This window comes from Serinibacter arcticus (assembly GCF_003121705.1).
GTDB lineage: Bacteria > Actinomycetota > Actinomycetes > Actinomycetales > Beutenbergiaceae > Litorihabitans.
This window is the reverse complement of sequence record NZ_PYHR01000002.1, coordinates 2,333,977-2,352,130: the sequence shown is the minus strand read 5'-3', so window position 1 is coordinate 2,352,130 and position 18,154 is coordinate 2,333,977. Positions and strand designations below refer to the sequence as shown.

General features: G+C 73.7%; 18 protein-coding genes and 1 pseudogene. 9 read left to right on the top strand and 10 right to left on the bottom strand.

All coding sequences use genetic code 11. The features are described 5' to 3' along the window. Window positions 1-44: 44 nt before the first annotated feature. Together C8046_RS10625 and C8046_RS10620 are read right to left on the bottom strand one after the other, a co-directional pair. A complete protein-coding gene (locus C8046_RS10625; protein WP_109230891.1) occupies window positions 45-1,253 on the bottom strand; it encodes a zinc-dependent alcohol dehydrogenase in 1,209 nt (402 codons plus the stop codon). 71 nt (window positions 1,254-1,324) lie between these two features. Then, a complete protein-coding gene (locus C8046_RS10620) occupies window positions 1,325-1,675 on the bottom strand; it encodes a winged helix-turn-helix transcriptional regulator (protein WP_109230890.1) in 351 nt (116 codons plus the stop codon). Window positions 1,676-1,785: 110 nt separating this feature from the next. Here C8046_RS10620 and C8046_RS10615 point away from each other — a divergent pair, with 110 nt between their 5' ends. Continuing rightward, entirely contained in the window at window positions 1,786-2,430 is a 645-nt protein-coding gene (locus C8046_RS10615; RefSeq protein ID WP_109229411.1) for an NAD(P)-dependent oxidoreductase, read from the top strand. Window positions 2,431-2,475: 45 nt separating this feature from the next. Continuing rightward, a complete protein-coding gene (locus tag C8046_RS10610) occupies window positions 2,476-3,309 on the top strand; it encodes an SDR family oxidoreductase (RefSeq protein ID WP_109229410.1) in 834 nt (277 codons plus the stop codon). Here the strand turns inward: C8046_RS10610 and C8046_RS10605 are convergent. From C8046_RS10605 to C8046_RS10595, 3 genes are all read right to left on the bottom strand, one after another. Next, on the bottom strand, window positions 3,263-4,702 hold the full coding sequence (locus C8046_RS10605; protein WP_199224441.1) for a mechanosensitive ion channel family protein: 1,440 nt from the start codon (window positions 4,700-4,702) through the stop codon (window positions 3,263-3,265). The genes C8046_RS10610 and C8046_RS10605 overlap by 47 nt on opposite strands. Continuing rightward, window positions 4,699-6,840, bottom strand: a complete 2,142-nt coding sequence (locus C8046_RS10600) for an adenylate/guanylate cyclase domain-containing protein (RefSeq protein WP_109229409.1) — start codon at window positions 6,838-6,840, stop codon at window positions 4,699-4,701. The genes C8046_RS10605 and C8046_RS10600 overlap by 4 nt, the downstream gene beginning before the upstream one ends. Before the next feature lie 297 nt (window positions 6,841-7,137). Then, window positions 7,138-7,668, bottom strand: a complete 531-nt coding sequence (locus C8046_RS10595; protein ID WP_109229408.1) for an FBP domain-containing protein — start codon at window positions 7,666-7,668, stop codon at window positions 7,138-7,140. Between the two features lie 88 nt (window positions 7,669-7,756). Between C8046_RS10595 and C8046_RS10590 the strand changes: the two genes are divergently transcribed. Together C8046_RS10590 and C8046_RS10585 are read left to right on the top strand one after the other, a co-directional pair. Further along, window positions 7,757-8,314: a dihydrofolate reductase family protein gene (locus C8046_RS10590; protein ID WP_109229407.1), complete on the top strand. Its 558-nt coding sequence runs from the start codon at window positions 7,757-7,759 to the stop codon at window positions 8,312-8,314. A gap of 63 nt (window positions 8,315-8,377) precedes the next feature. Further along, complete coding sequence (locus C8046_RS10585) at window positions 8,378-8,683, top strand: hypothetical protein (protein WP_109229406.1); 306 nt, start codon at window positions 8,378-8,380, stop codon at window positions 8,681-8,683. A 51-nt stretch (window positions 8,684-8,734) separates the two neighbouring features. Here the strand turns inward: C8046_RS10585 and C8046_RS10580 are convergent, their stop codons facing one another. Together C8046_RS10580 and C8046_RS10575 are read right to left on the bottom strand one after the other, a co-directional pair. Further along, on the bottom strand, window positions 8,735-9,208 hold the full coding sequence (locus tag C8046_RS10580; protein ID WP_328587590.1) for a VOC family protein: 474 nt from the start codon (window positions 9,206-9,208) through the stop codon (window positions 8,735-8,737). Beyond that, on the bottom strand, window positions 9,205-10,071 hold the full coding sequence (locus C8046_RS10575) for an alpha/beta fold hydrolase (RefSeq protein ID WP_109229405.1): 867 nt from the start codon (window positions 10,069-10,071) through the stop codon (window positions 9,205-9,207). The genes C8046_RS10580 and C8046_RS10575 overlap by 4 nt, the downstream gene beginning before the upstream one ends. A 123-nt stretch (window positions 10,072-10,194) precedes the next feature. Here C8046_RS10575 and C8046_RS10570 point away from each other — a divergent pair, with 123 nt between their 5' ends. The 3 genes from C8046_RS10570 to C8046_RS10560 are packed head-to-tail and all read left to right on the top strand — an operon-like array spanning window position 10,195 to window position 12,013. Next, window positions 10,195-10,656, top strand: coding sequence for a PPOX class F420-dependent oxidoreductase (locus C8046_RS10570; protein ID WP_109229404.1), 462 nt, complete (start codon window positions 10,195-10,197; stop codon window positions 10,654-10,656). An 8-nt stretch (window positions 10,657-10,664) separates the two neighbouring features. After that, the gene (locus C8046_RS10565; RefSeq protein ID WP_109230887.1) at window positions 10,665-11,453 is read left to right on the top strand and encodes a transglutaminase-like domain-containing protein; all 789 of its coding nucleotides are present in this window, start codon (window positions 10,665-10,667) and stop codon (window positions 11,451-11,453) included. Beyond that, the gene (locus C8046_RS10560) at window positions 11,450-12,013 is read left to right on the top strand and encodes a GNAT family N-acetyltransferase (protein ID WP_109229403.1); all 564 of its coding nucleotides are present in this window, start codon (window positions 11,450-11,452) and stop codon (window positions 12,011-12,013) included. The genes C8046_RS10565 and C8046_RS10560 overlap by 4 nt, the downstream gene beginning before the upstream one ends. Here C8046_RS10560 and C8046_RS10555 read toward each other — a convergent pair. Then, window positions 11,997-13,733 (bottom strand): hypothetical protein, encoded by a 1,737-nt coding sequence (locus C8046_RS10555; RefSeq protein ID WP_109229402.1) that lies wholly within the window; start codon window positions 13,731-13,733, stop codon window positions 11,997-11,999. The genes C8046_RS10560 and C8046_RS10555 overlap by 17 nt on opposite strands. 125 nt (window positions 13,734-13,858) lie before the next feature. On the opposite strand from C8046_RS10555, the gene C8046_RS10550 reads away from it, so the two are divergent. Further along, complete coding sequence (locus C8046_RS10550) at window positions 13,859-14,239, top strand: VOC family protein (protein ID WP_109229401.1); 381 nt, start codon at window positions 13,859-13,861, stop codon at window positions 14,237-14,239. 4 nt (window positions 14,240-14,243) lie between these two features. After that, a complete protein-coding gene (locus C8046_RS10545) occupies window positions 14,244-15,014 on the top strand; it encodes a VOC family protein (RefSeq protein WP_109229400.1) in 771 nt (256 codons plus the stop codon). Window positions 15,015-15,050: 36 nt separating this feature from the next. On the opposite strand, the gene C8046_RS10540 is transcribed toward C8046_RS10545, so the two are convergent. Together C8046_RS10540 and C8046_RS10535 are read right to left on the bottom strand one after the other, a co-directional pair. Then, the gene (locus C8046_RS10540; RefSeq protein WP_109229399.1) at window positions 15,051-17,048 is read right to left on the bottom strand and encodes an HNH endonuclease signature motif containing protein; all 1,998 of its coding nucleotides are present in this window, start codon (window positions 17,046-17,048) and stop codon (window positions 15,051-15,053) included. A gap of 81 nt (window positions 17,049-17,129) precedes the next feature. Then, window positions 17,130-18,082: pseudogene (locus tag C8046_RS10535) on the bottom strand (DUF2332 domain-containing protein). Between the last annotated feature and the right edge of the window lie 72 nt (window positions 18,083-18,154).

Below are 18,154 nucleotides of genomic sequence, written 5' to 3'. Positions count from 1 at the left end.
AACCACCCCCGCGAGGGGCGCGAAGCACCCCCTCGAGGGGGCCGTCAGGCCGTGGCCGCCGGCAGCGCCGGGTCGAGCACGACCTTGATGCAGCCGTCCTCCTTGCGCTGGAACGTCTTGTAGAACGCGGGCGCGTCCTCGAGCGAGACGCGGTGCGTGCGCAGGTCGAGCACGCCGAGGGGGTCGCTCGAGTCGGACGCGAGCGCGAGCAGCCCGTCCGTCCAGCGCCGCACGTTGGCCTGCCCCATCCGGATCGAGAGCTGCTTGTCGAAGAGCTGCATCATGTTCAACGGCGTGGCCGCGCCGCCGTAGACGCCCGAGAGCGAGACCGTGCCGCCGCGGCGGACGGCGTCGAACGCGGTCACCAGGGCCGACGTCCGGTCGCCGCCGGCGTGCTCCATCATCGCGGCGGCGACAGCGTCGGGGAGCAGCCCGGTGATCTTCTGGGCCGCCTCGGCCACGGGCGACCCGTGCGCCTCCATCCCGACGGCGTCGACCACCGAGTCGACGCCGCGCCCGTCGGTGAGCTCGCGGACCGCGGCCGGGACGTCGTCGACGGCGGACGCGTCGATCACGGTGACGCCGTGCCGCCTGGCCATCGCGAGGCGCTCCGGCACGGTGTCGACGCCGATCACCAGGCCCGCCCCGCGGTGCAGCCCGACGCGGGCCACCATCTGGCCGATCGGTCCGAGGCCGACCACGAGCAGGGTCCCGCCGTCGGGCACGGCCGCGTACTCCACGCCCTGCCACGCGGTCGGGAGGACGTCGGACAGGAAGAGGTAGCGCTCGTCGGGCTCGCCGTCCTGCGGCACGACGACCGGCCCGTAGTCCGCGTGCGGCACCCGGAGGTACTCGGCCTGCCCACCCGGCACCTGGCCGTAGAGCTTCGTGTAGCCGAGCAGCGCTGCCCCGGAGCCCTGCTCGCGCACCTGCGTGGTCTCGCACTGGCTCTGGAGTCCGTGCGTGCACATCCAGCAGTAGCCGCACGAGATGTTGAACGGCACCACGACGCGGTCGCCGACGCGGAGGTTCGTGACGCCGGAGCCCACCTCCTCGACGATCCCCATCGCCTCGTGCCCGAGCACGTCACCCTTGTCGAGGTACATCCCGAGCACGGTGTAGAGGTGCAGGTCCGAGCCGCAGATCGCCGTCGAGGTCACGCGCACGACGGCGTCGGTGCTCTCCTCGATCCGGGGGTCGGGGACGTTCTCCACGGTGACCTTCTCGCGGCCTTGCCAGGTGAGTGCTCGCACGGTGGTCTCCTCGTCGATGCGCCCCCGCCCACCCATCGTGCCCCCGCGTCGGCCGAACACCCCCGACGGGTTCATCGCACCGCGACGGCCTCGCGGTGCTCGAGCACCTGCGGCATGTACTCCTTCGCCCACTCCTCCAGCGCGCGCAGCGGGTCGCGCAGCGTGTGCCCGACGGCGGTGAGCTCGTACTCCACGCGCGGCGGGATCTGCGGGTACTGGGTGCGGACGACGAGCCCGTCGGCCTCGAGCGCACGCAGCGTCTGGGTCAGCATCTTCTGCGAGACGCCGTCGACCCGGCGCGCGATCTCAGAGAACCGCAGCGGTCCGCCGGCCAGCGTGCCGACCACCAGGACGGTCCACTTGTCGCCGATCCGGTCCAGGAGCGCGCGTGTCGGGCAGTCCTTCACGTAGGGGTCCCACATCGCGTCCACGTCGCCTCCGTCTCGGTTACCGCCAGGTGCCTACTTCCCCGATGAATGCTACGCACTTATGGTGACTGTGAACAGACCGACCCTCACAGCAAGGAACCCCCATGGCTCGCATCTCCGTTCTCGGCGGCACCGGCTACACCGGCGGCCACGTCGCCCGCGAGGCCGCCCGCCGCGGCCACCAGGTCACCTCCTACTCCCGCAACGCGCCCAGCGAGCCGGTCGACGGCGTCACCTACGTCACCGCCTCGGCGCTGGACGCCGACTTCGCCGCCACGGTCCTGCAGGACACCGACGTCGTCGTCTCCGGCCTCGCCGCCCGCGGCGAGCTCGTCGGCGCTGTCCGCCCCCTCGTGGCCGCGCTGGCCGAGGCGGCCCCGGCCGCCGGCGTGCGGATCGGCGTCGTCGGCGGCGCCGGCTCGCTCGAGGTCGCCCCCGGTGGCCCGCTGCTCATCACGACGCCGGAGTTCCCCGAGGTCGCCCGCGTGGAGTCCGAGGAGATGCTCGGCGCGCTGGAGGACCTGCGCGCGACGCCGTCGGACCTCGACTTCTTCTACGTCAGCCCCGCCGCGGGCTACGGCTCGTTCGCCCCGGGCGAGGACACCGGCAGCTACCGCCTCGGCGGTGACGTGCTGCTGACGGACGACGACGGCGTCTCGTTCGTCTCCGGCGCCGACCTGGCCCGCGCGATCGTCGACGAGATCGAGACGCCGGCGCACCGCCGGGCTCGGTTCACGGTCGCCTACTGAGGCGACCGGCCGGACGACGAGAGAACGATCGAGGAGACGAGGACCATGACCAGCCCCACCATCGCCGTCACCGGTGCGACCGGGAACGTCGGCCGCGCCGTGACCACCCTGATGAACGAGGCCGGCGTCCGCCCGCGACTGGTGGTGCGCGACGCCGGCCGAGCGCCAGCCGGTCACGAGGTCGCCGTGGCGAGCTACGGCGACGCGATCGCGGCCCGAACCGCGCTCGACGGCGTCGACGTCCTGCTCCTCGTGTCGGCCTCGGAGAGCGCCGACCGGGTCGCCCAGCACCGCACGATCGTCGACGCCGCCGCGTCGGCCGGCGTGCGCCACGTCGTCTACACCTCGTTCCTCGGGGCAGCGCCCGACGCGACGTTCACGCTCGGACGCGACCACTGGGCCACCGAGGAGCACCTGCGCGCCTCGGGGATGGCCTGGACGATGCTGCGCGACTCGTTCTACCTCGACTTCCTCCCGCTGATGGCGGGCGAGGACGGCGTCGTGCGCGGTCCGGCAGGTGACGGACGGGTCGGGGCGGTCGCCAGGGCGGACGTCGCTCGCAGCGCCGCCGCCGTGCTCCTGGACCCCGCTGCCCATGCGGGCCGGGCGTACGACCTCACCGGCCCCGAGGCGCTGTCGCTCGAGGAGGTCGCGGCCATCGTCGCCGAGGTCACCCGCCGTCCGACGACGTACCTCCGTGAGTCGCTCGAGGAGGCCTACGCCTCGCGGGCCTCCTACGGCGCCCCGGATTGGCAGGTCGACGCGTGGGTCTCGACCTACACGGCGATCGCCGCGGGCGAGCTTGACGTGGTGACGGACGACGTCGCGACCCTCACCGGCCGCGCACCGGTCGGGCTGGCGGAGCTGCTGCGAGGCTGACGCCTGCGAGAGCCTCCGCCGCCAGCTTCCGCTTGAGCTCGGTCGAGCGACCGATCTCCTGCGCGAGCATCGGTCGCGCCGCCACGAGCTTGTCGAGCGTGGCCACGGGGACGACGAGCACGGTCAGCACGTCGGCGGCGACGGCGGCGGCCAGCGCCTTCTCGCGCGTCAGCGCCGTCTGCCCCACGTAGTCGCCCGGCTCGGCCGTGGCGATGTCGATCAGGCCGCCGTCCGCCTCCACCGCGACCCGGGCCCGTCCCTCCACGACGAACCGGACCTCGCGCGGGACGCGGCCGGCGGCCTGCACGATCTCGCCGGTCCCGTACCGCTCGAGCCGCGACGTCGCGACCACCAGCTCGCGCTCGGCCTCACCCAGGTGCAGCGTCGGGGCGACGACGTCGAGCGCCGCGGCCAGGCGTGCGGGCTCGGCCAGGGGATCGGTCGAGTCGCCGTCGAGGGCGAGGCTCCGCCGTCGGGCGGCGTACCAGAGCCACGCCAGGTAGGTGCTGAGCGCCTGCTGCTGCAGGGACGGCGCGGCGATCGGCAGCGTCACGCTGTACGCGCCCGCGCCGAGGTAGTCCGCCGCGGCCCGCTCGCCCGTGGCTCGCGACGGCAGCGAGTCCGCCACCTCCTCGAGCAGCGCCACGACCTCGTGCGGCGGGTCGTCGGTGGAGAACTTGACCGTCGTGGTCGCGTGGAACGCTCCGCGCGGCTGGCTCTTGTTCGTGAACGAGGCACCCGACAGCGTGGAGTTGGGCACGATCTGGATCCCGGCTCCGGTGTCGATGTGCACCGCGCGCCAGTTCACCTCGATGACGCGCCCCTGCACCGCGCCGACCTCGAGCCAGTCGCCGATCGTGAACGGCTGCTCGAACAGCAGCAGCAGGCCCGAGATGACCCCTCCGACGGCGTTCTGCAGCGCGAGCCCGATGACGATCGAGGTGACGCCGAGCGCGGCCACGAGCCCGCCGACGTCGGCGCCCCAGACCCACTGGAACAGGATCGCCAGGCCGACCACCACGAGCACCAGCCGCGCGATCTCGACGAAGATCGTCGGGATCCGCTCGCGCCACGTGCCCTCCTTGGCGTTCGAGAAGAGCGCGACGTTCAGCGCGGACAGCAGCAGCAGGATGACGAGGAAGCCCAGCACCGTGGCGACGACCCGCGGCCACGCGTTCTCCGCGTCGGACCGGAAGGCGAACGCCAGCAGCGCCAGCAGCGCGGCCGCGGGGATCACCCAGTTGCGCAGCAGACGCAGCGGCTTGGCGGCCGCGTGGCCGCGTCGGGTGAGGGCACCGATGATCTCCGTGAGCACCACGAGGAGGGCGGGGACGAGGACGGCGACGCCGATCGCCCACCAGAGCCAGCCGTCCGAGAAGCCGTCCACGGTCACCCCACCCGCCAGACGGGCTGCCGCACGCCGTGCAGCTCGACGGAACCGACCTCGCTGAACGGCACGGTGTCGGCCAGCCGGTCCCGCACCGACTGGCTCACGTAGACGCCGGGTTCGCCCGTGACGCTGCGCACCCGGTGGGCGAGGTTCACGGCGTCGCCCCACAGGTCGTACGCCAGGCTCGTGCGGGCCACGAGGCCGCTGGTCACGGTGCCGGTGTCGACGCCGGCGCGCAGCTCGATCGACGCGCCGGTCTGGGCGTTGAAGCGGGCGACGACCTCGCGCATCTGGCGAGCGAAGTCGACGGCGCGACGGACGTTGTCCACCCGCGGGACGATCAGCCCCGAGCTGGCCAGGTAGCCGCCGCGCAACGTGCGGACCTTCTCGACGCCGCAGCTCACCGCCGCGTCGTCGAAGCCGCGCATGAGGAGGTTGAGCTCGGTGATCTCCTCCTGGCCGTTGAGCTTCTCGGCGTGCGCGTCGAAGCCGATGAGCTCGGCGTAGACGACCGAGACGTTCTCGTGCTCCTCGGCGATGGTCTCCTCGCCCTCGCGGTACCGCGCCGCCATCGTCTCGGGCATCAGCGTGTGCAGCAGCTTGGCGTTCTCCACGCGCTGCTCGTCGATGAGCTCCTGCTTGACCCGCAGGCTCGCGGCCATGTCGTTGAAGGCCGCGCCGAGGTCGCCGAACTCGTCGCGCGAGCCCTGCGGGACGGCGACGGCGAGGTCCCCGCCCGCGACGCGACGCACGGCGTCGACCAGCTTCTTCACCGGCCGCGTGAACACCTGGGCCAGCAGCAGCGAGAGCACGCTCACCGCGAGCAGGATCGCCAGCGTGGAGATGACGATGTTCCGGGTGAAGTCGGCGACGGGGGCGAAGGCTTCGTCGGCGTCCATGTGGGCGACGATGACCCAGCTCAGCCCGTCGATGTCCAGCGGGGCGTAGGCGACGAGGCTCGAGCTGTCGGTGTAGTCGGCGGTCAGCGCCGTCCCCGTCTCGCCCGCCACGGCCGCCCGCGTGCTCGGGAAGTCGACGGGCTGCAGCTGGACGGTCCCGTTCACCTCGGCGATCCGCTCGGCGACGGCGCGCGGCGTGCCGTTCGCGACGACCGTGTCGACATAGCTCTCGGGGTTCTCTGCCAGGAGCCGGGAGGTGCTCCGCATCAGCAGGTCGGATCCGGCGAGATAGACCTCGCCCGTCTCGCCGAGGCCCTGCTCGGCCCAGCGGCCGTTGCCCGTCATGACGGCGTTGATCTGGTCGATGGGGACCTGGACGGCGAGCACGCCGACGATCTCCGTCGCCGACCCGATGGGGGAGGCGACCCACGCCGTCGGCACGTTCAGCGACGGCAGGTAGCGCTCGAAGTCGGTGGTGACGACCTCGTCGAGGGAGCCGTTGCGCAGCACCTCGTTCGTCGCCGTCGCGAGGGTCGAGCTCGCGTACGGCTCCTCGTTGAGGTTCACGCCGAGGTCGACGCTCTTGTAGGCGGAGTAGACGACGTTGCCCTCGCGGTCGGTGATGAGGACGTCCTCGTAGCCGAGAGCGTCCACCAGGCCCGTGAAGTACGGGCCGTACTCGGCGTTCGCCGCCGACCAGGCGCTGCCGTCACCGGCGTCGGTGAGCGCGAGGCCGGCGTCGAAGTCGTCCAGCGCCCGCTGGGCCGTGTAGTGGTACTGGAGGTAGCGGCCAGCAGGCGATGCGGGGACGAAGGCCTCCGGTGCGTAGTCGAGGCCCGAACGCTCCTCGAGCGCCGGCACGAACGTCTCCTCGTAGAAGGCCTCGACGACGGCGTCCTGGTCGGGCTCGAGCGGCGTGGCCTGGAGGTCGGCGAAGGCGTCGACCAGCGCCGTCGCCCCCTCGACCGCGCTCGCGTTGCGCGAGTCGAGCACGACGCCGTTCTGGATCGAGGCGAACTCGCGCTCGATCTCCTCGGTGCGCAGCTCGCGGATGGTGGTCAGCTGCTCGAAGGCGTCGTCCCGGAGGGAGTCGCGACCGTTGACGAAGCCGATGACCCCGACGATCACCGACGAGGCGAGGCTCACGCCGAGCAGCATCACGAGCAGCTTCGACTGGATGGTCAACCCGTAACGGCGGCGGCGTGGTGCGGCGGGCAGGGAGGCGGGTCGATCGGCCGTCATGGGCACGTCCTCGATGTGTCGTCAGTGTCCCCCTGACGGCGCGCCGGCATCCGTACGGCCACAGTAGGGGCACCCGCGTCGGGTGCGCGCGGCGAGATCGTCCCGACGCGCGGGAATAGTTCGGCCGCCCCGCGCCTTGTACCCCGTGGCTGGCTCGGTACATGTCCCCGGGCCTCACCTTCGCCGCCACGAGCGGCCGCTCGCCGCGAGGCGACTGTCGGGCCAGCCACCTCGTACGGCGGCCGTCCACCTCGGTGGGCGGCCGCCGGCTTTTCTGCGAGGTGCGGCGGCGGGGCGTCAGCGCGTCCGGCGCACCTCGACGGCGAACCGGGCCGAGCGCTCCCGCAGACCCTCGACGCGCAGCGCGACGAACAGCTCGCGCGCCTCCTCGACGTCTCCGCCCGCCTCGGCGCTCGTGGGACGACGGCGGACGTTCGCCGAGCACGTGAAGTCGGTGCAGATGAGGGTGCCGATCGTGTCTCCCTTCTTGCCGGCCGCGCCGCCGCGGCGGGCGACGTACAGCGTGACGTCGTCGGTCTTCACGACGTCCTCGCACCAGGCGCAGACCGTCTTGCGGCGCGGGGCGTCGGCCCGGCGCTCGGTGGAGCGCAGCAGCACGCCGACGAGCTCGGTCCCGTCCCCGCCGTCCGTGGCGGCGACGGGCACGACGGCGTAGGCGAGCAGCGGTGACTTCCGGTCGCGCCAGCCGAGGTAGTCGAGACGGTCCCAGGCGATCGTCTCGAGGTCGGGCAGGGTGGCCTGGCTCGCCTCGCGCTTCGAGGCGTTGGCGAAGGAGGCGCGGATCTGGGCCTCGGTGACGGGCAGCATTCCGACGACGGTACGCCTGTCGACCGATGAGGTTCGCCGGCGCTCGCGGTCGGACTCCGTGACAGGGCAACCGACGAAGGGAACACCGATGCGCACGCTCATGGTCGACTTCATCACCTCGCTCGACGGTTACGGCGCCGCCGACGGCTGGCCGGGGTTCTGGGGCATGGAGAGCCCCGACTACCTCGCCTGGCTCGGCGAGCAGCCCGAGCACCCGCTCCTGATGGGCGCGACGACGTACCGGCTCATGCACAGGTTCGCGGGCGGCGAGGAGGGGGATTCTGCCCTGGACCGCACCCGGAAGATCGTCTTCTCCTCGACGCTGACCGCGCCCCTGACCTGGGTGAACGCCGAGCTCGTGCGGGGCGACGCCGTCGAGCACGTCCACGGGCTCAAGGCCGAGGGCGACGGCGAGCTGCGCACGATCGGCAGCGTCAGCCTCTGCCGGACGCTGCTGGCGGCGGGGCTCGTGGACCGGTTCCGCGTCGTCGTCTTCCCCGTGATCACGGGCGTCGGCGGGAAGGACCGCATCTACGACGCCTACCCCGACGTCGCCCTCGAGCTGGTGGAGAGCCGGACGTTCGACGGCGGGGCGCAGCTGCTGGAGTACGTCCCGACGCTGCTGGACGGCCCGCCCGCGGGTTAGTCGTCCCACCGGTAGCCGTCGTCTGGCCGAGCGGCACGAGCCTTCCGCTGTCAGACTTGGGCGGTGGACCAGTACCAGAGCATGCACGTGCGGGAGGTGCTGGCGCACTACCCGTCGGCGTCGCGATCCTTCGTCGGTCCCCTGGTGGTGGGTGGGCTCGTCCTCCCGGTGGTGTCGGGCCTCCTGTGGATCGTGGCGGCGCGCGCCGGCCTCGCGGGCCCCGTCACGGTGGTTCCGGAGGTCGCCCTCGCTGTTGCGGCTGCGGCCGGCCTCTGCGCGCTGGCCGCGTTGATCTGTCTCATCGTGGGGTCGATCCGTCTGTTGTCCGCCCTGCAGGCGCACCTGCGCATCGGGCAGTACCACGCCTGAGCCGAGTGCGTTCTCCCGACGCTGCTGGACGGCCCGCCCGCGGGTTAGTCGTCAGGCCCAGCTGCGCCCGTCGTCGGTGAGCGGCAGCAGCGGCTTCTCGGCGCGGGCACGGATCTGCTGGACGGCCCAGGTGTTGCCGTCCGGGTCCGCGAAGCCGAAGAACGTCCCGCCGTCGCGCTCGTCGAACACGCTGATCTCGCTCGCCTCGACGCCGCGGCCGAGCAGCTCGGCGCGCGCCGCCTCGGCGTCGGCCACCACGAGCTGCAGCCCGCGCATCGTGCCCGGCGCCATCTCCTGCTGCGAGGGCAGCGTGCCCATGACGATCGAGCAGCCGGACCCGCGCGGCGTGAGCTGGGCGATGTCGACGTGCTCGTTCGTCGTGCGGTGGTCCAGCACGAACCCGACCCGGTCGCGGTAGAAGGCGACCGAACGGTCGAGGTCGCTCACCGGCAGCACCACGACCTCGATCGACCAGATCAGTCGGCTGGGCGCGAGCTCGCCGGCCGTCCCGCCGTCCCCGCTCACGCCAGCACCTCGCGCAGCCGCGCGCCGAACTCGACCGGCTTGCCCGGCATGCCGTACTCGTCGCCGAGGAAGCCGCCGTGCCCGCTCGGGAACACGACCGGCTCCAGGCCGAGGAGCTCCGCCACGGCCTCGCCGCCGCGACGCGCCAGCTGCCCGTCGGACTCCTCGCCGACACCCACCACGATGCGGGTCGTCGCGGCCCGCAGCGCCTCGACGTCGGGCAGGTAGCCGCAGATGTGACGAAGGTTCTGACCGAGCAGCGCGTCGCCGCGGGAGCCGTCGTCCTCGGCGGGCAGCCCGAACATCGCGGGGTCGGGGGCGGGACGGTCGAGGTAGTCGTCGGGGACCGGGCCGCTGAATCCGGTGAAGGCGATGAACTTCGCCATCGCGTGCCCCATGCCCTGCGCCTGGTAGGTGGCGTACATGTCCTCGACCACGGCGAGCGCGTTCGTGCTGTCCGGCACGATCGCGCACAGCGGCGGCTCGTGCGCCACGAGCGTGGTCACCAGCTCGGGGTGCGCGGCGACGAGCGCGAGACCGTTCACCGCCCCGCCGCTCGAGGCGAAGACCTCGACCGGACCGACGTCCAGCGCCGCGATGAGCGCCGCGAGGTCCGCGGCGTGGTCCTTCGGCCCGAGCTCGCCACCGCCGTCGGACCGGACGCTGCGCTCGACGCCGCGGGGGTCGTAGGTGACGACGACGCGGTCGTCGAGCTGCGATGCGAGCGTCGGGAAACCGCTCGCTCCCATGGGCGAACCGATGAGCAGGAGGACGGGTGCGGTGCGCCCGGCGAGATCGCCCCGGACGTCGTAGACGAGGGTCGCGCCGGGTCGCTCGAGCGTGTGGGTCACGGCGTCGGTCATAGGGTGCTCCTCGCGGGTCGTTCGGTCCGCTGCGCAGCGAGCGGATGCCGGATGCTACTCAGACCTCGCGGGTGCTGCGAACTCATCGGGCGCGGGTCGGCGACCGGGGGCCAGACTGGAACCATGCCTCGCACCATCGCCACCAACGACCGCGTCGAGCGCCCCGCGCTGCTGGACTTCCTCCGCTCCCGGAACAACGGCGTGCTCGTGACGACACGCCGCGACGGTTCGCCCCAGCTCAGCCCCGTCACCTACGGGGTCGACGACGAGGGCCGGGTCGTCGTGTCGACCTACCCCGAGCGCGCCAAGGCCGTGAACCTGCGGCGTACGCCCGCCGCCTCCCTGATGTCGCTCGGGGCCGAGTTCAACGACCCGTGGGTCCAGGTCGACGGCACGGCCGAGGTCATCGACCTGCCGGACTCCGTCGAGCCGCTCGTCGACTACTTCCGCGCGATCAGCGGCGAGCACCCCGACTGGGACGAGTACCGCGCCGCGATGGTCACCCAGGGCAAGAGCCTGATCCGGATCACCATCGACCGCTGGGGCCCGATCGCCACGGGCGGCTTCCCCGCGCGGCTCGCGTGAGCGCCGAGATGCGCCGCACCGTCACCTCCCGGCTCGAGCTCGACGTCACCGTCCCGGCCACCCTGGCCCTGGAGATCGCCGTCGCGAGCCGCGAGGCGGACGAGCGCCTCACCGTGACGGCCGACGGCCGACCGGTCGAGGTCCGCGAGCTCGAGGGCGCCGGCGGAACACGGTTGCACGTCGTCGACGCCCCGCTCGGCCGCGTCCTCGTCACCTACGACGCGACGCTCGAGGGCCGCACGGCTCCGGCGCCGGTCGACGACCTCGACCTCCTCACCTACCTGCGGCCGTCGCGCTACTGCGAGTCCGACTCGCTTGGCCCGACGGCGTTCGCCGAGTTCGCCGGCATCACCGGCCCCGCGCTGCTCACCGCCGTGAGCTCGTGGGTGGGCACACGCCTGGCCTACGTGTCGGGCTCCTCGCTCCCGACCGACGGCGCCGTGCGCACCCTGCTCGCGCGCCGCGGTGTCTGCCGCGACTACGCCCACCTCACGGTCGCGCTGCTGCGCGCGCTCGACGTGCCGGCGCGGCTCGTCTCGGTCTACGCCCCGGGCCTGCACCCGATGGACTTCCACGCCGTCGCCGAGGCGTACGTCGACGGCGGCTGGTACGTCGTCGACGCCACGACCCTCGCGCCGCGCAGCAGCCTCGTGCGCATCGCGACCGGCCAGGACGCCTCCTCCACCGCGTTCCTCTCGGTGCACCACGGCCGTGCGGATCTCCTCGCGATGGAGGTGACGGCGACGGCGGACGTGCTGCCCGACGACGACCTCGACACCGCGGTGCAGCTGGGATGAACGAGCCGGGTCGCTCCGACGGAAGCGTCACGCGGTTGCTCACGGTCGGCGACGTCCCGGAGCTGACCGCGGCGCTGCGCGATAACCGCGCGTTCCTCAAGCCCTGGGAACCCACCCACGAGGACGCGTACTTCACCGTGCGCGGGCAGGATCTCGTGACGCGCGCGCTGCTGACCGCCTACGGCGCCGGCACGATCGTGCCGCTCGTCATCCTCGACGACGACGGCGCGATCGTCGGCCGGATCACCCTCACCGGGATCGTGCGCGGGGCGTTCCTCTCCGGGACGATCGGTTACTGGGTGGCGGAGCACGCCGGCGGCCGGGGGCTGGCGACGGCGGCGGTGGGCGACGTCGTCGACCTCGCCTTCGGTCGGCTCGGGCTGCACCGGGTCGAGGCCGGCACGCTGCTGCACAACGCGGCGTCCCAGCGCGTCCTCGCGAAGAACGGTTTCACCCGGTACGGCGAGGCGCCGTCCTACCTCCGGATCGACGGCGCGTGGCGCGACCACGTGCTCTTCCAGCGGGTGCGCGAGGAGCCGCAGCTCACGCCACCGGCCTGACCCGGGCCAGCGACTCCGCGACGGCGGCGTGCCCCAGACGGACGGACTCCTGGTCGGCCGTGAGGGCGTCGGCCTCGGAGCGCACCTTGGCGCGAGCGTCGTGGAGTGCGTCGGCGAACCGCTGGACCGCCTGCGTGCGGCGCTCCTTCTCGGCCCGCGCGGTCTGGAGGCCGCGCAGGTAGACGACGCCGGCCGCCACGAGCATCGGGACGGCGAGGACGAGCCACCCGGGGGAGACCTGGGTCGCTGCGAGGATCGCCCCGACCAGCCCGACGGCGGCGAGCACGCCGACCGCGACGAGGTTCGGTTTCGGGAGGGGCTGGGACAGGTAGGACGAGCGTGCACGCTCGGCGGCGACCTCGCCGTCGTCGGTCGCCGTCACCGCCACCGAGGTCCCGACGAGCCGGACGGCGGTGCTCGGGGGCGGCGTCGCCAGCAGGCGGTCGCGGTGGTTGTCGGTCGCCGTGCGCAGCTGCGGGGTGAGCAGCGGGGCCACCAGCGCGGCGGCGTCGATGTCGCGACCGCGGGCGTCCCGCACGACGAGCTCGACGACCCCGCCGGCGTGCGGGGCGGACCACCACTGCGCCTCGCGGTCGGCCGCCTTGCCCAGGTGGGTCTGGAGCAGGTCGATCCGCTCGAGCATCTCGCGCTCGCGCGGTCCGCCCTCGCCCGCCAGCGACATCACGACGCGCTCGAGGTCGCGGTGCACCGCGGGCGGGCTGAACGGGTCGTCGTCGCCGGTCGGGGTGCCGGTGAGCGGGGCGGAGCCGAGGTCGGCCGGTCCGACGGCGCGGCCCCCGCGCAGCTCGTGCTCGCCGATCCGCTCGGCCCACGTCGCCCAGGCGCCGAGGATGGCGCCCGTGCCCTGCGAGGCGATGGGGTCGGGGCCGTCGGAGGTGAGATGACCCAGGCGGGGCGCCTCCGCGAGCGGGTTGGCGGCGCCCTCCGTCCACGCCTCCGCCCGCGCGCCGGCGAGGCGGTCGCCGACGGCGCGCTGGACCGCGGGGACGGCGTCCGCGCCCAGGACCCCTGCGGCGGTGGCGCGCCAGATGGTGCGCTCGGTGTTCGTGACGGCGGGCGACGGCGATGCGGGTGAGGGCGTGGTTGACGACCTGGTCGAGGACGAGGACGAGGACGAGGACGCGGCCGGGGCCGACGGCTCGGCGGCGAGACCGTCGGCGCTGCCGAACGCCGTCGACCCGGACGAGCCGCGACCATCGAAGCAGTCGCCGAGCAGGTGGGTGGTCAGCTCGGGGTGGCCCAGGAGGGTGGTGACGGCGACGAGGAACGGCGCGGCGCGGCCGCGGTCGAGGCGGAGCGCGGTGGCGGCGGCGTCGTCGTGGAGCACGCCCTGACGGCCGTCGACGATGGCGAGGGCCGCGGGCACGAGCCAGTAGTCGCCGTCGGACGCGAGGTCGGGCGACTCGCGCAGGTAGGTGAGGTCGCCGTCGCCCCGCAGCACCGCGCGGGTGAGGGCCACGGCCGCATCGCGAGCGCGGCGCATCGGGATGTAGAGCGTGAGCTCGTCGCGCAGGTCGCCCAGCTCGACCAGGGCGTTGAGCTGGAACGTGAGCGCGTTGACCTTCGTGACCATGTCGCCCTGGACGGCGGCGATGCGGCGCTCGACGGCGCGCTGCCGCGACGCGGCCGCGGCGGCCTGCGCGGAGATCGCGGCCTCGAGGTCGTTGATGGCTCGGTTCTGGGACCAGTCGCTCGACATGGGCCTCACCCTAGGGTTGGCCGCCGCCGCGGTGGGGTTCCGCGGATGGGGAGAACTGCCCGGCGTGGCGAGGGGGGCGGCGGCGAGGCAGCGGTGGCGTGACGGGGGCGTGGCAGCATCGGGGCATGCTCACGCTGACGCTCGCCACCTACCTCGTCCACGACCTCGACGACGGGATCGCCTTCTTCGTCGACGCGCTCGGTTTCGAGCTGCGGGAGGACGAGACGCGGCCCAGCGGGTCGCGCTGGGTCGTGGTGGCGCCGTCGGCCGAGGGGCCGGGGCTGCGGCTCGCCGTCGCTGGTCCGGGCGACCCCCTGGGGCGCCAGGCGGGCGACGGCGTGGGCTTCTTCCTGCGCACCAGCGACTTCGCCGCGCAGCACGCGCGCATGTCGGCCGCCGGCGTGACGTTCCTCGAGGAGCCGCGGCACGAGGTCTACGGCACGGTCGCCGTGTTCGCCGACCCGGCCGGGCAGCGGTGGGACCTGATCCAGCCCGCGGGGGAGTAGACCCGTGGAGGTTCGCTGGACGACGGCGATGCTCGACGTGCCGGGGGCCGTCCACGAGGCCGAGGTGACGTTCTGGGGCCGTGCGACCGCGTCCGATCTCTCGGCCCGCCGCGGCGACGCGGACGAGTTCGCGACTTTCGTGCCGGTCGAGGTCGACGTGGATCCTTTTCTGCGGTTGCAGGTGATCGACCTCGGGCCGCGCGTGCACCTCGACCTGCACGTCGGCAGCGCGGAGGGGAGTCGTGGAGGCGGGCTGCTACGCGCCCTGACCGAGGCTCTCGCGCTCGGCGCCACGGTGCGGCACGACGCCGGGACGCACGTCGTCCTGGCGTCGCCCGGAGGGTTCGTGTTCTGCCTCGTCCGCGACGAGGGCGAGGCGGCTCGACCGTCCGCCGTGGACGGCGTGCTCGTCGATCAGCTGTGCCTGGACGTGCCGGCCGCGGTGTTCGAGCGCGAGGTCGCGTTCTGGGTCGGGCTCACGGGCTGGGAGGCTCCGACGCTCGCGAGTGGCGCGGATCTGGTGCCGCTGCGCCGACCGGGTCACCTGCCGCTGCGACTGCTGCTCCAGCGACTCGGTCAGGATCCGCGCGAGCGCGTCACCGCCCACCTGGACCTCGCCAGCGCCGACAGGGCGGCCGCCGTCGCCACCCACGAGGCGTGGGGCGCACGGGTCGTCGGGAGCGGGGCGCGCTGGACGACGCTCGTGGACCCCGCAGGACTGGCCTACTGCCTGACCGACCGCGACCCCGGGACGGGGTTCCTGCCGGGGGCGTGAGGCGGCCAGCCACAGAGTCACCGAGCGACCGAGGCGTCAGGCGGCGATCGTCGGCCACGGGTCAGGCCCTCCGGGATCGACGGGGAGCGCGCCGAGATCCGGCTCGTCGTCGTCGACCCACCACCGCTCGTCCGGGGCGCACGCGCGATCCGGCGACCACCCGTCGTCGGGCGGGTGTGCCCAGGGCCCGTCGTCCCGGGGAGCGGGCAGCTCGGGATCGTCCCCACGCTCCCAGGCCTCGTGGGCGGCGACCATCTCGGCCAGCCGCTCCGGGGTCACGGGCCGGTCGCCGGCGCGGCGGCGCCTCCGGGGAACCGTGGGGGCTCCGAGGCCGCGGCGGGTGAGGACGCCCTGCGCGTCCCGGTGGAAGGCCTGACCGAGGCGCGTGCGCCACGTGGTCGTGCCGTCGGGGTGGCGGGTGACCGTGAGCGAGCCTCGGGTCTTGAGCAGGTGGTCGTGGCGGCAGAGGGCGTGCAGGTTCTCCTCGGACGTCGGGCCCGCCGGGTAGGGGATGACGTGATCGACGTCGTCGGCGGCGGCCGGGACCTCGCACCCGGGCGCGGTGCACCACAGGTCGCGTCGGCGGACCCAGTCGTCGAGCGGTGCCGAGGGGCGGTAGCCGTTCGTCGGCGGCGGGGCCTCCTCGTCGGGACGGACCGGTGCGGTGATGCGGAGCCAGGCCGGTCGGGCGACGCCATCGCCGGAGCCGCCGGAGCCGCCGGCCCTCGGACCGCCACCGCCACCTCCGCCGGTGAAGCCACCGCCTCTGGCGAGCGCGCGCACCAGCGACGGCGGGATCGCGCCGTAGCCGATGAGCTCGGGGGCGTCGATCCCGGGTCGGTGGAACCGTCGCGGCTCCCAGTCCACGTACGGGTCGTCGCCGGGGTCCGCCCCGGTCAGGACCGAGAGGACGCCAGGCGTCGCCCCATCACCGGGCTCGTTCCACAGGTCGTGCTCGGCGACGACAACCGCGGACACCGGCGCCGGATCGCCCCGGAGCACGGCCGCCGTCGCGACGACCTGGACCCGAGCCGTGCGGCCGGAGAACCGCACGAGGCCCTCGGGAAGTTCGAGCTGCCCCGCGGTCAGGGCGTTGGCGCCCATCGCGGTGAGGGCGTCGGCGCAGAGCTGCTCCAGGGTGCGTCCGTCCCCGCGGGCGCGCGCGGCACGGGCCGTGGCCTCGCACGCCTGGACGAGGGCGATCGCGGCCGGCGCGGTCAGCACGGCGGAGAACTGGGCCATCCCGTCGGCGAGCGGACGGACGGCGTTGACCCGTCGCCGTCGGGCGGCCTTCTCGTGGCGCTCGCCTGCCCCGTCCGGATCGACCTGGACGAGCACGCGCTGGATCCGGCGGCGCAGCGCCGCGTGGTCGATGTCGGCCGCGACGGGCACGACCTCGTCGCAGACCGCCTCCGCGACCTCGACGGGCTGGCAGGCGAGCAGGTCGACGAAGATCGCGGCCTTGCCCGCATCGATCCAGCCTCGGTCGAAGGCGTCGTCGACCTGCCCCAGGGTGCTGCCGAGTGCGCGACCCTCGTCGATGAGCTGCTGTCCCCGCCGGCGTGAGACGCCGAGCCGGAAGCGGACCTCGTCCGCTGCGTCGTCGCTCCGACGGCCTCGCGCGTCACGCCAGGTCGGCGAGCTCGCGGGTCGACGTGAGAGCACCGCCAGCCAGCGCCGCACCTGGGCCTCGCCCGCGGCCACCACCCTCGCCCAGGCGGCCGCCACCTCGAGCGTCTCGGCGTCGGTGAGGTCCCCGCCGCCCTCGTGCGCGAGCGGACCCAGCGACTCCAGGGCCGCGACGAGGTGAGCGTCGACCGGTGCGTCGACGTCGAGCGCCGTGGCCAGCGCGAGGGCACGGCTCCCGCCGACCGGGGCGTCGCCGTCGCGCACCGTGGCCGACGAGCGCCGCTCCCGCGCGATCGTCTCGACGGCCTCGTCCCACGACGCCGGCCGATCCAGCCCGGTGCCGGACGGCGAGGGCGCAGACGGTCCGCGATCGTCACCGCCCGTCCCATCGCCTGATTCGTACATGTGTATGAGTATAGGCGCGGTGAACGCTCGTGGGAAGGCGTTTGGCAAAGTTGTGGACAACGTGACGCGCCGACCTCGAATCTACGGCAGGAGCTCCCACGACCTCCCGTGAGGATCGGCGCGCGCCACGGGCCGACCGTCCACCGACACGACCGTCCGCCCGTCCACGGGGAGGTCACGGGTGCGAGCGAGGACCTGGGGCGCCTCGTTCGAGATCCACGTGCCCGCGAGGTCGGCCATCCGACGCACGAAACGGTCGCGCTCGTCCGCGCCCACGTAGACCAGCACCGAGCTGTGGAGGACGACGAGACTCGCCTCGGGCGGTGCCTGTGCCACGAGCGGTCCGAGGTCGTCGAGATCGCCGCGCACCACCGCCGGAGGATCGGCGGCCACGATGCGACAGGCGGCCGTCAGTCGCGCGCGGCGCTCGTCGTGCTCGGGCCAGATCAGGGCCTCGAGCCACGCCACGTCGTCGGGGTCGGCCGCGTCGAGGGGGTTCAGGTCGAGCCCCGCTCGCCAGACGACGTCGGGGAGCCGCGTAGGGATCGACGTCGCATCGGCGACCGCGCAGCCGACGACCACGCTCGACTCGCCGTCGACCGGATCCAGCCACCGGCCGCCGTCCTCCGTGGCGAACCGGTAGGAGTAGCGGTCGGGGTAGAGGCACAGCCCGGCGGAGGCGCCCACCTCCAGCAGCGCCACCGGACCCTCGATCCGCGCCAGGTGGGGCAGGAGGACGGCGCAGCGCGCGGCCTCGTTGGTCTGCGTCGAGCGGGTGAGCGCGATCTGCTCGATCCGGCTCCAGAGCTCCAGGAACGACTCCCGGACGGCGGCGTACGGCCGTGGCGCCACCCCGCGACCCGCGCGGCCGCGAAGACGAGGTTGGGCTGGCGCTTGGTCCGGGGCAGGTCCCCGATCCGGCGCAGCAGCTCAGCGTCCTCGGCCACGGACCGGGCCCAGTCCTCGTAGCGGGCCGAGGAGCCGCGAGCCTCCAGCTCGGCCCACCGGACGTAGTTCTCCGCGACGCTCGTCATCCGTGCACGCTACGGGGCGCGGGGCGGGCCGTGTCGGACCCCGGGGCTACCGTGGAGACCGGCGGGGCAGCG

What these genes read in the sequence shown, in the direction of transcription:
- C8046_RS10620 (WP_109230890.1), bottom strand. Translation starts at nt 1,675, where the DNA reads ATGTGGGACCCCTACGTGAAGGACTGCCCGACACGCGCGCTCCTGGAC.
- C8046_RS10615 (WP_109229411.1), top strand. Translation starts at nt 1,786, where the DNA reads ATGGCTCGCATCTCCGTTCTCGGCGGCACCGGCTACACCGGCGGCCAC.
- C8046_RS10610 (WP_109229410.1), top strand. Translation starts at nt 2,476, where the DNA reads ATGACCAGCCCCACCATCGCCGTCACCGGTGCGACCGGGAACGTCGGC.
- C8046_RS10600 (WP_109229409.1), bottom strand. Translation starts at nt 6,840, where the DNA reads ATGACGGCCGATCGACCCGCCTCCCTGCCCGCCGCACCACGCCGCCGC.
- C8046_RS10595 (WP_109229408.1), bottom strand. Translation starts at nt 7,668, where the DNA reads ATGCTGCCCGTCACCGAGGCCCAGATCCGCGCCTCCTTCGCCAACGCC.
- C8046_RS10590 (WP_109229407.1), top strand. Translation starts at nt 7,757, where the DNA reads ATGCGCACGCTCATGGTCGACTTCATCACCTCGCTCGACGGTTACGGC.
- C8046_RS10575 (WP_109229405.1), bottom strand. Translation starts at nt 10,071, where the DNA reads ATGACCGACGCCGTGACCCACACGCTCGAGCGACCCGGCGCGACCCTC.
- C8046_RS10570 (WP_109229404.1), top strand. Translation starts at nt 10,195, where the DNA reads ATGCCTCGCACCATCGCCACCAACGACCGCGTCGAGCGCCCCGCGCTG.
- C8046_RS10565 (WP_109230887.1), top strand. Translation starts at nt 10,665, where the DNA reads ATGCGCCGCACCGTCACCTCCCGGCTCGAGCTCGACGTCACCGTCCCG.
- C8046_RS10560 (WP_109229403.1), top strand. Translation starts at nt 11,450, where the DNA reads ATGAACGAGCCGGGTCGCTCCGACGGAAGCGTCACGCGGTTGCTCACG.
- C8046_RS10555 (WP_109229402.1), bottom strand. Translation starts at nt 13,733, where the DNA reads ATGTCGAGCGACTGGTCCCAGAACCGAGCCATCAACGACCTCGAGGCC.
- C8046_RS10550 (WP_109229401.1), top strand. Translation starts at nt 13,859, where the DNA reads ATGCTCACGCTGACGCTCGCCACCTACCTCGTCCACGACCTCGACGAC.
- C8046_RS10540 (WP_109229399.1), bottom strand. Translation starts at nt 17,048, where the DNA reads ATGTACGAATCAGGCGATGGGACGGGCGGTGACGATCGCGGACCGTCT.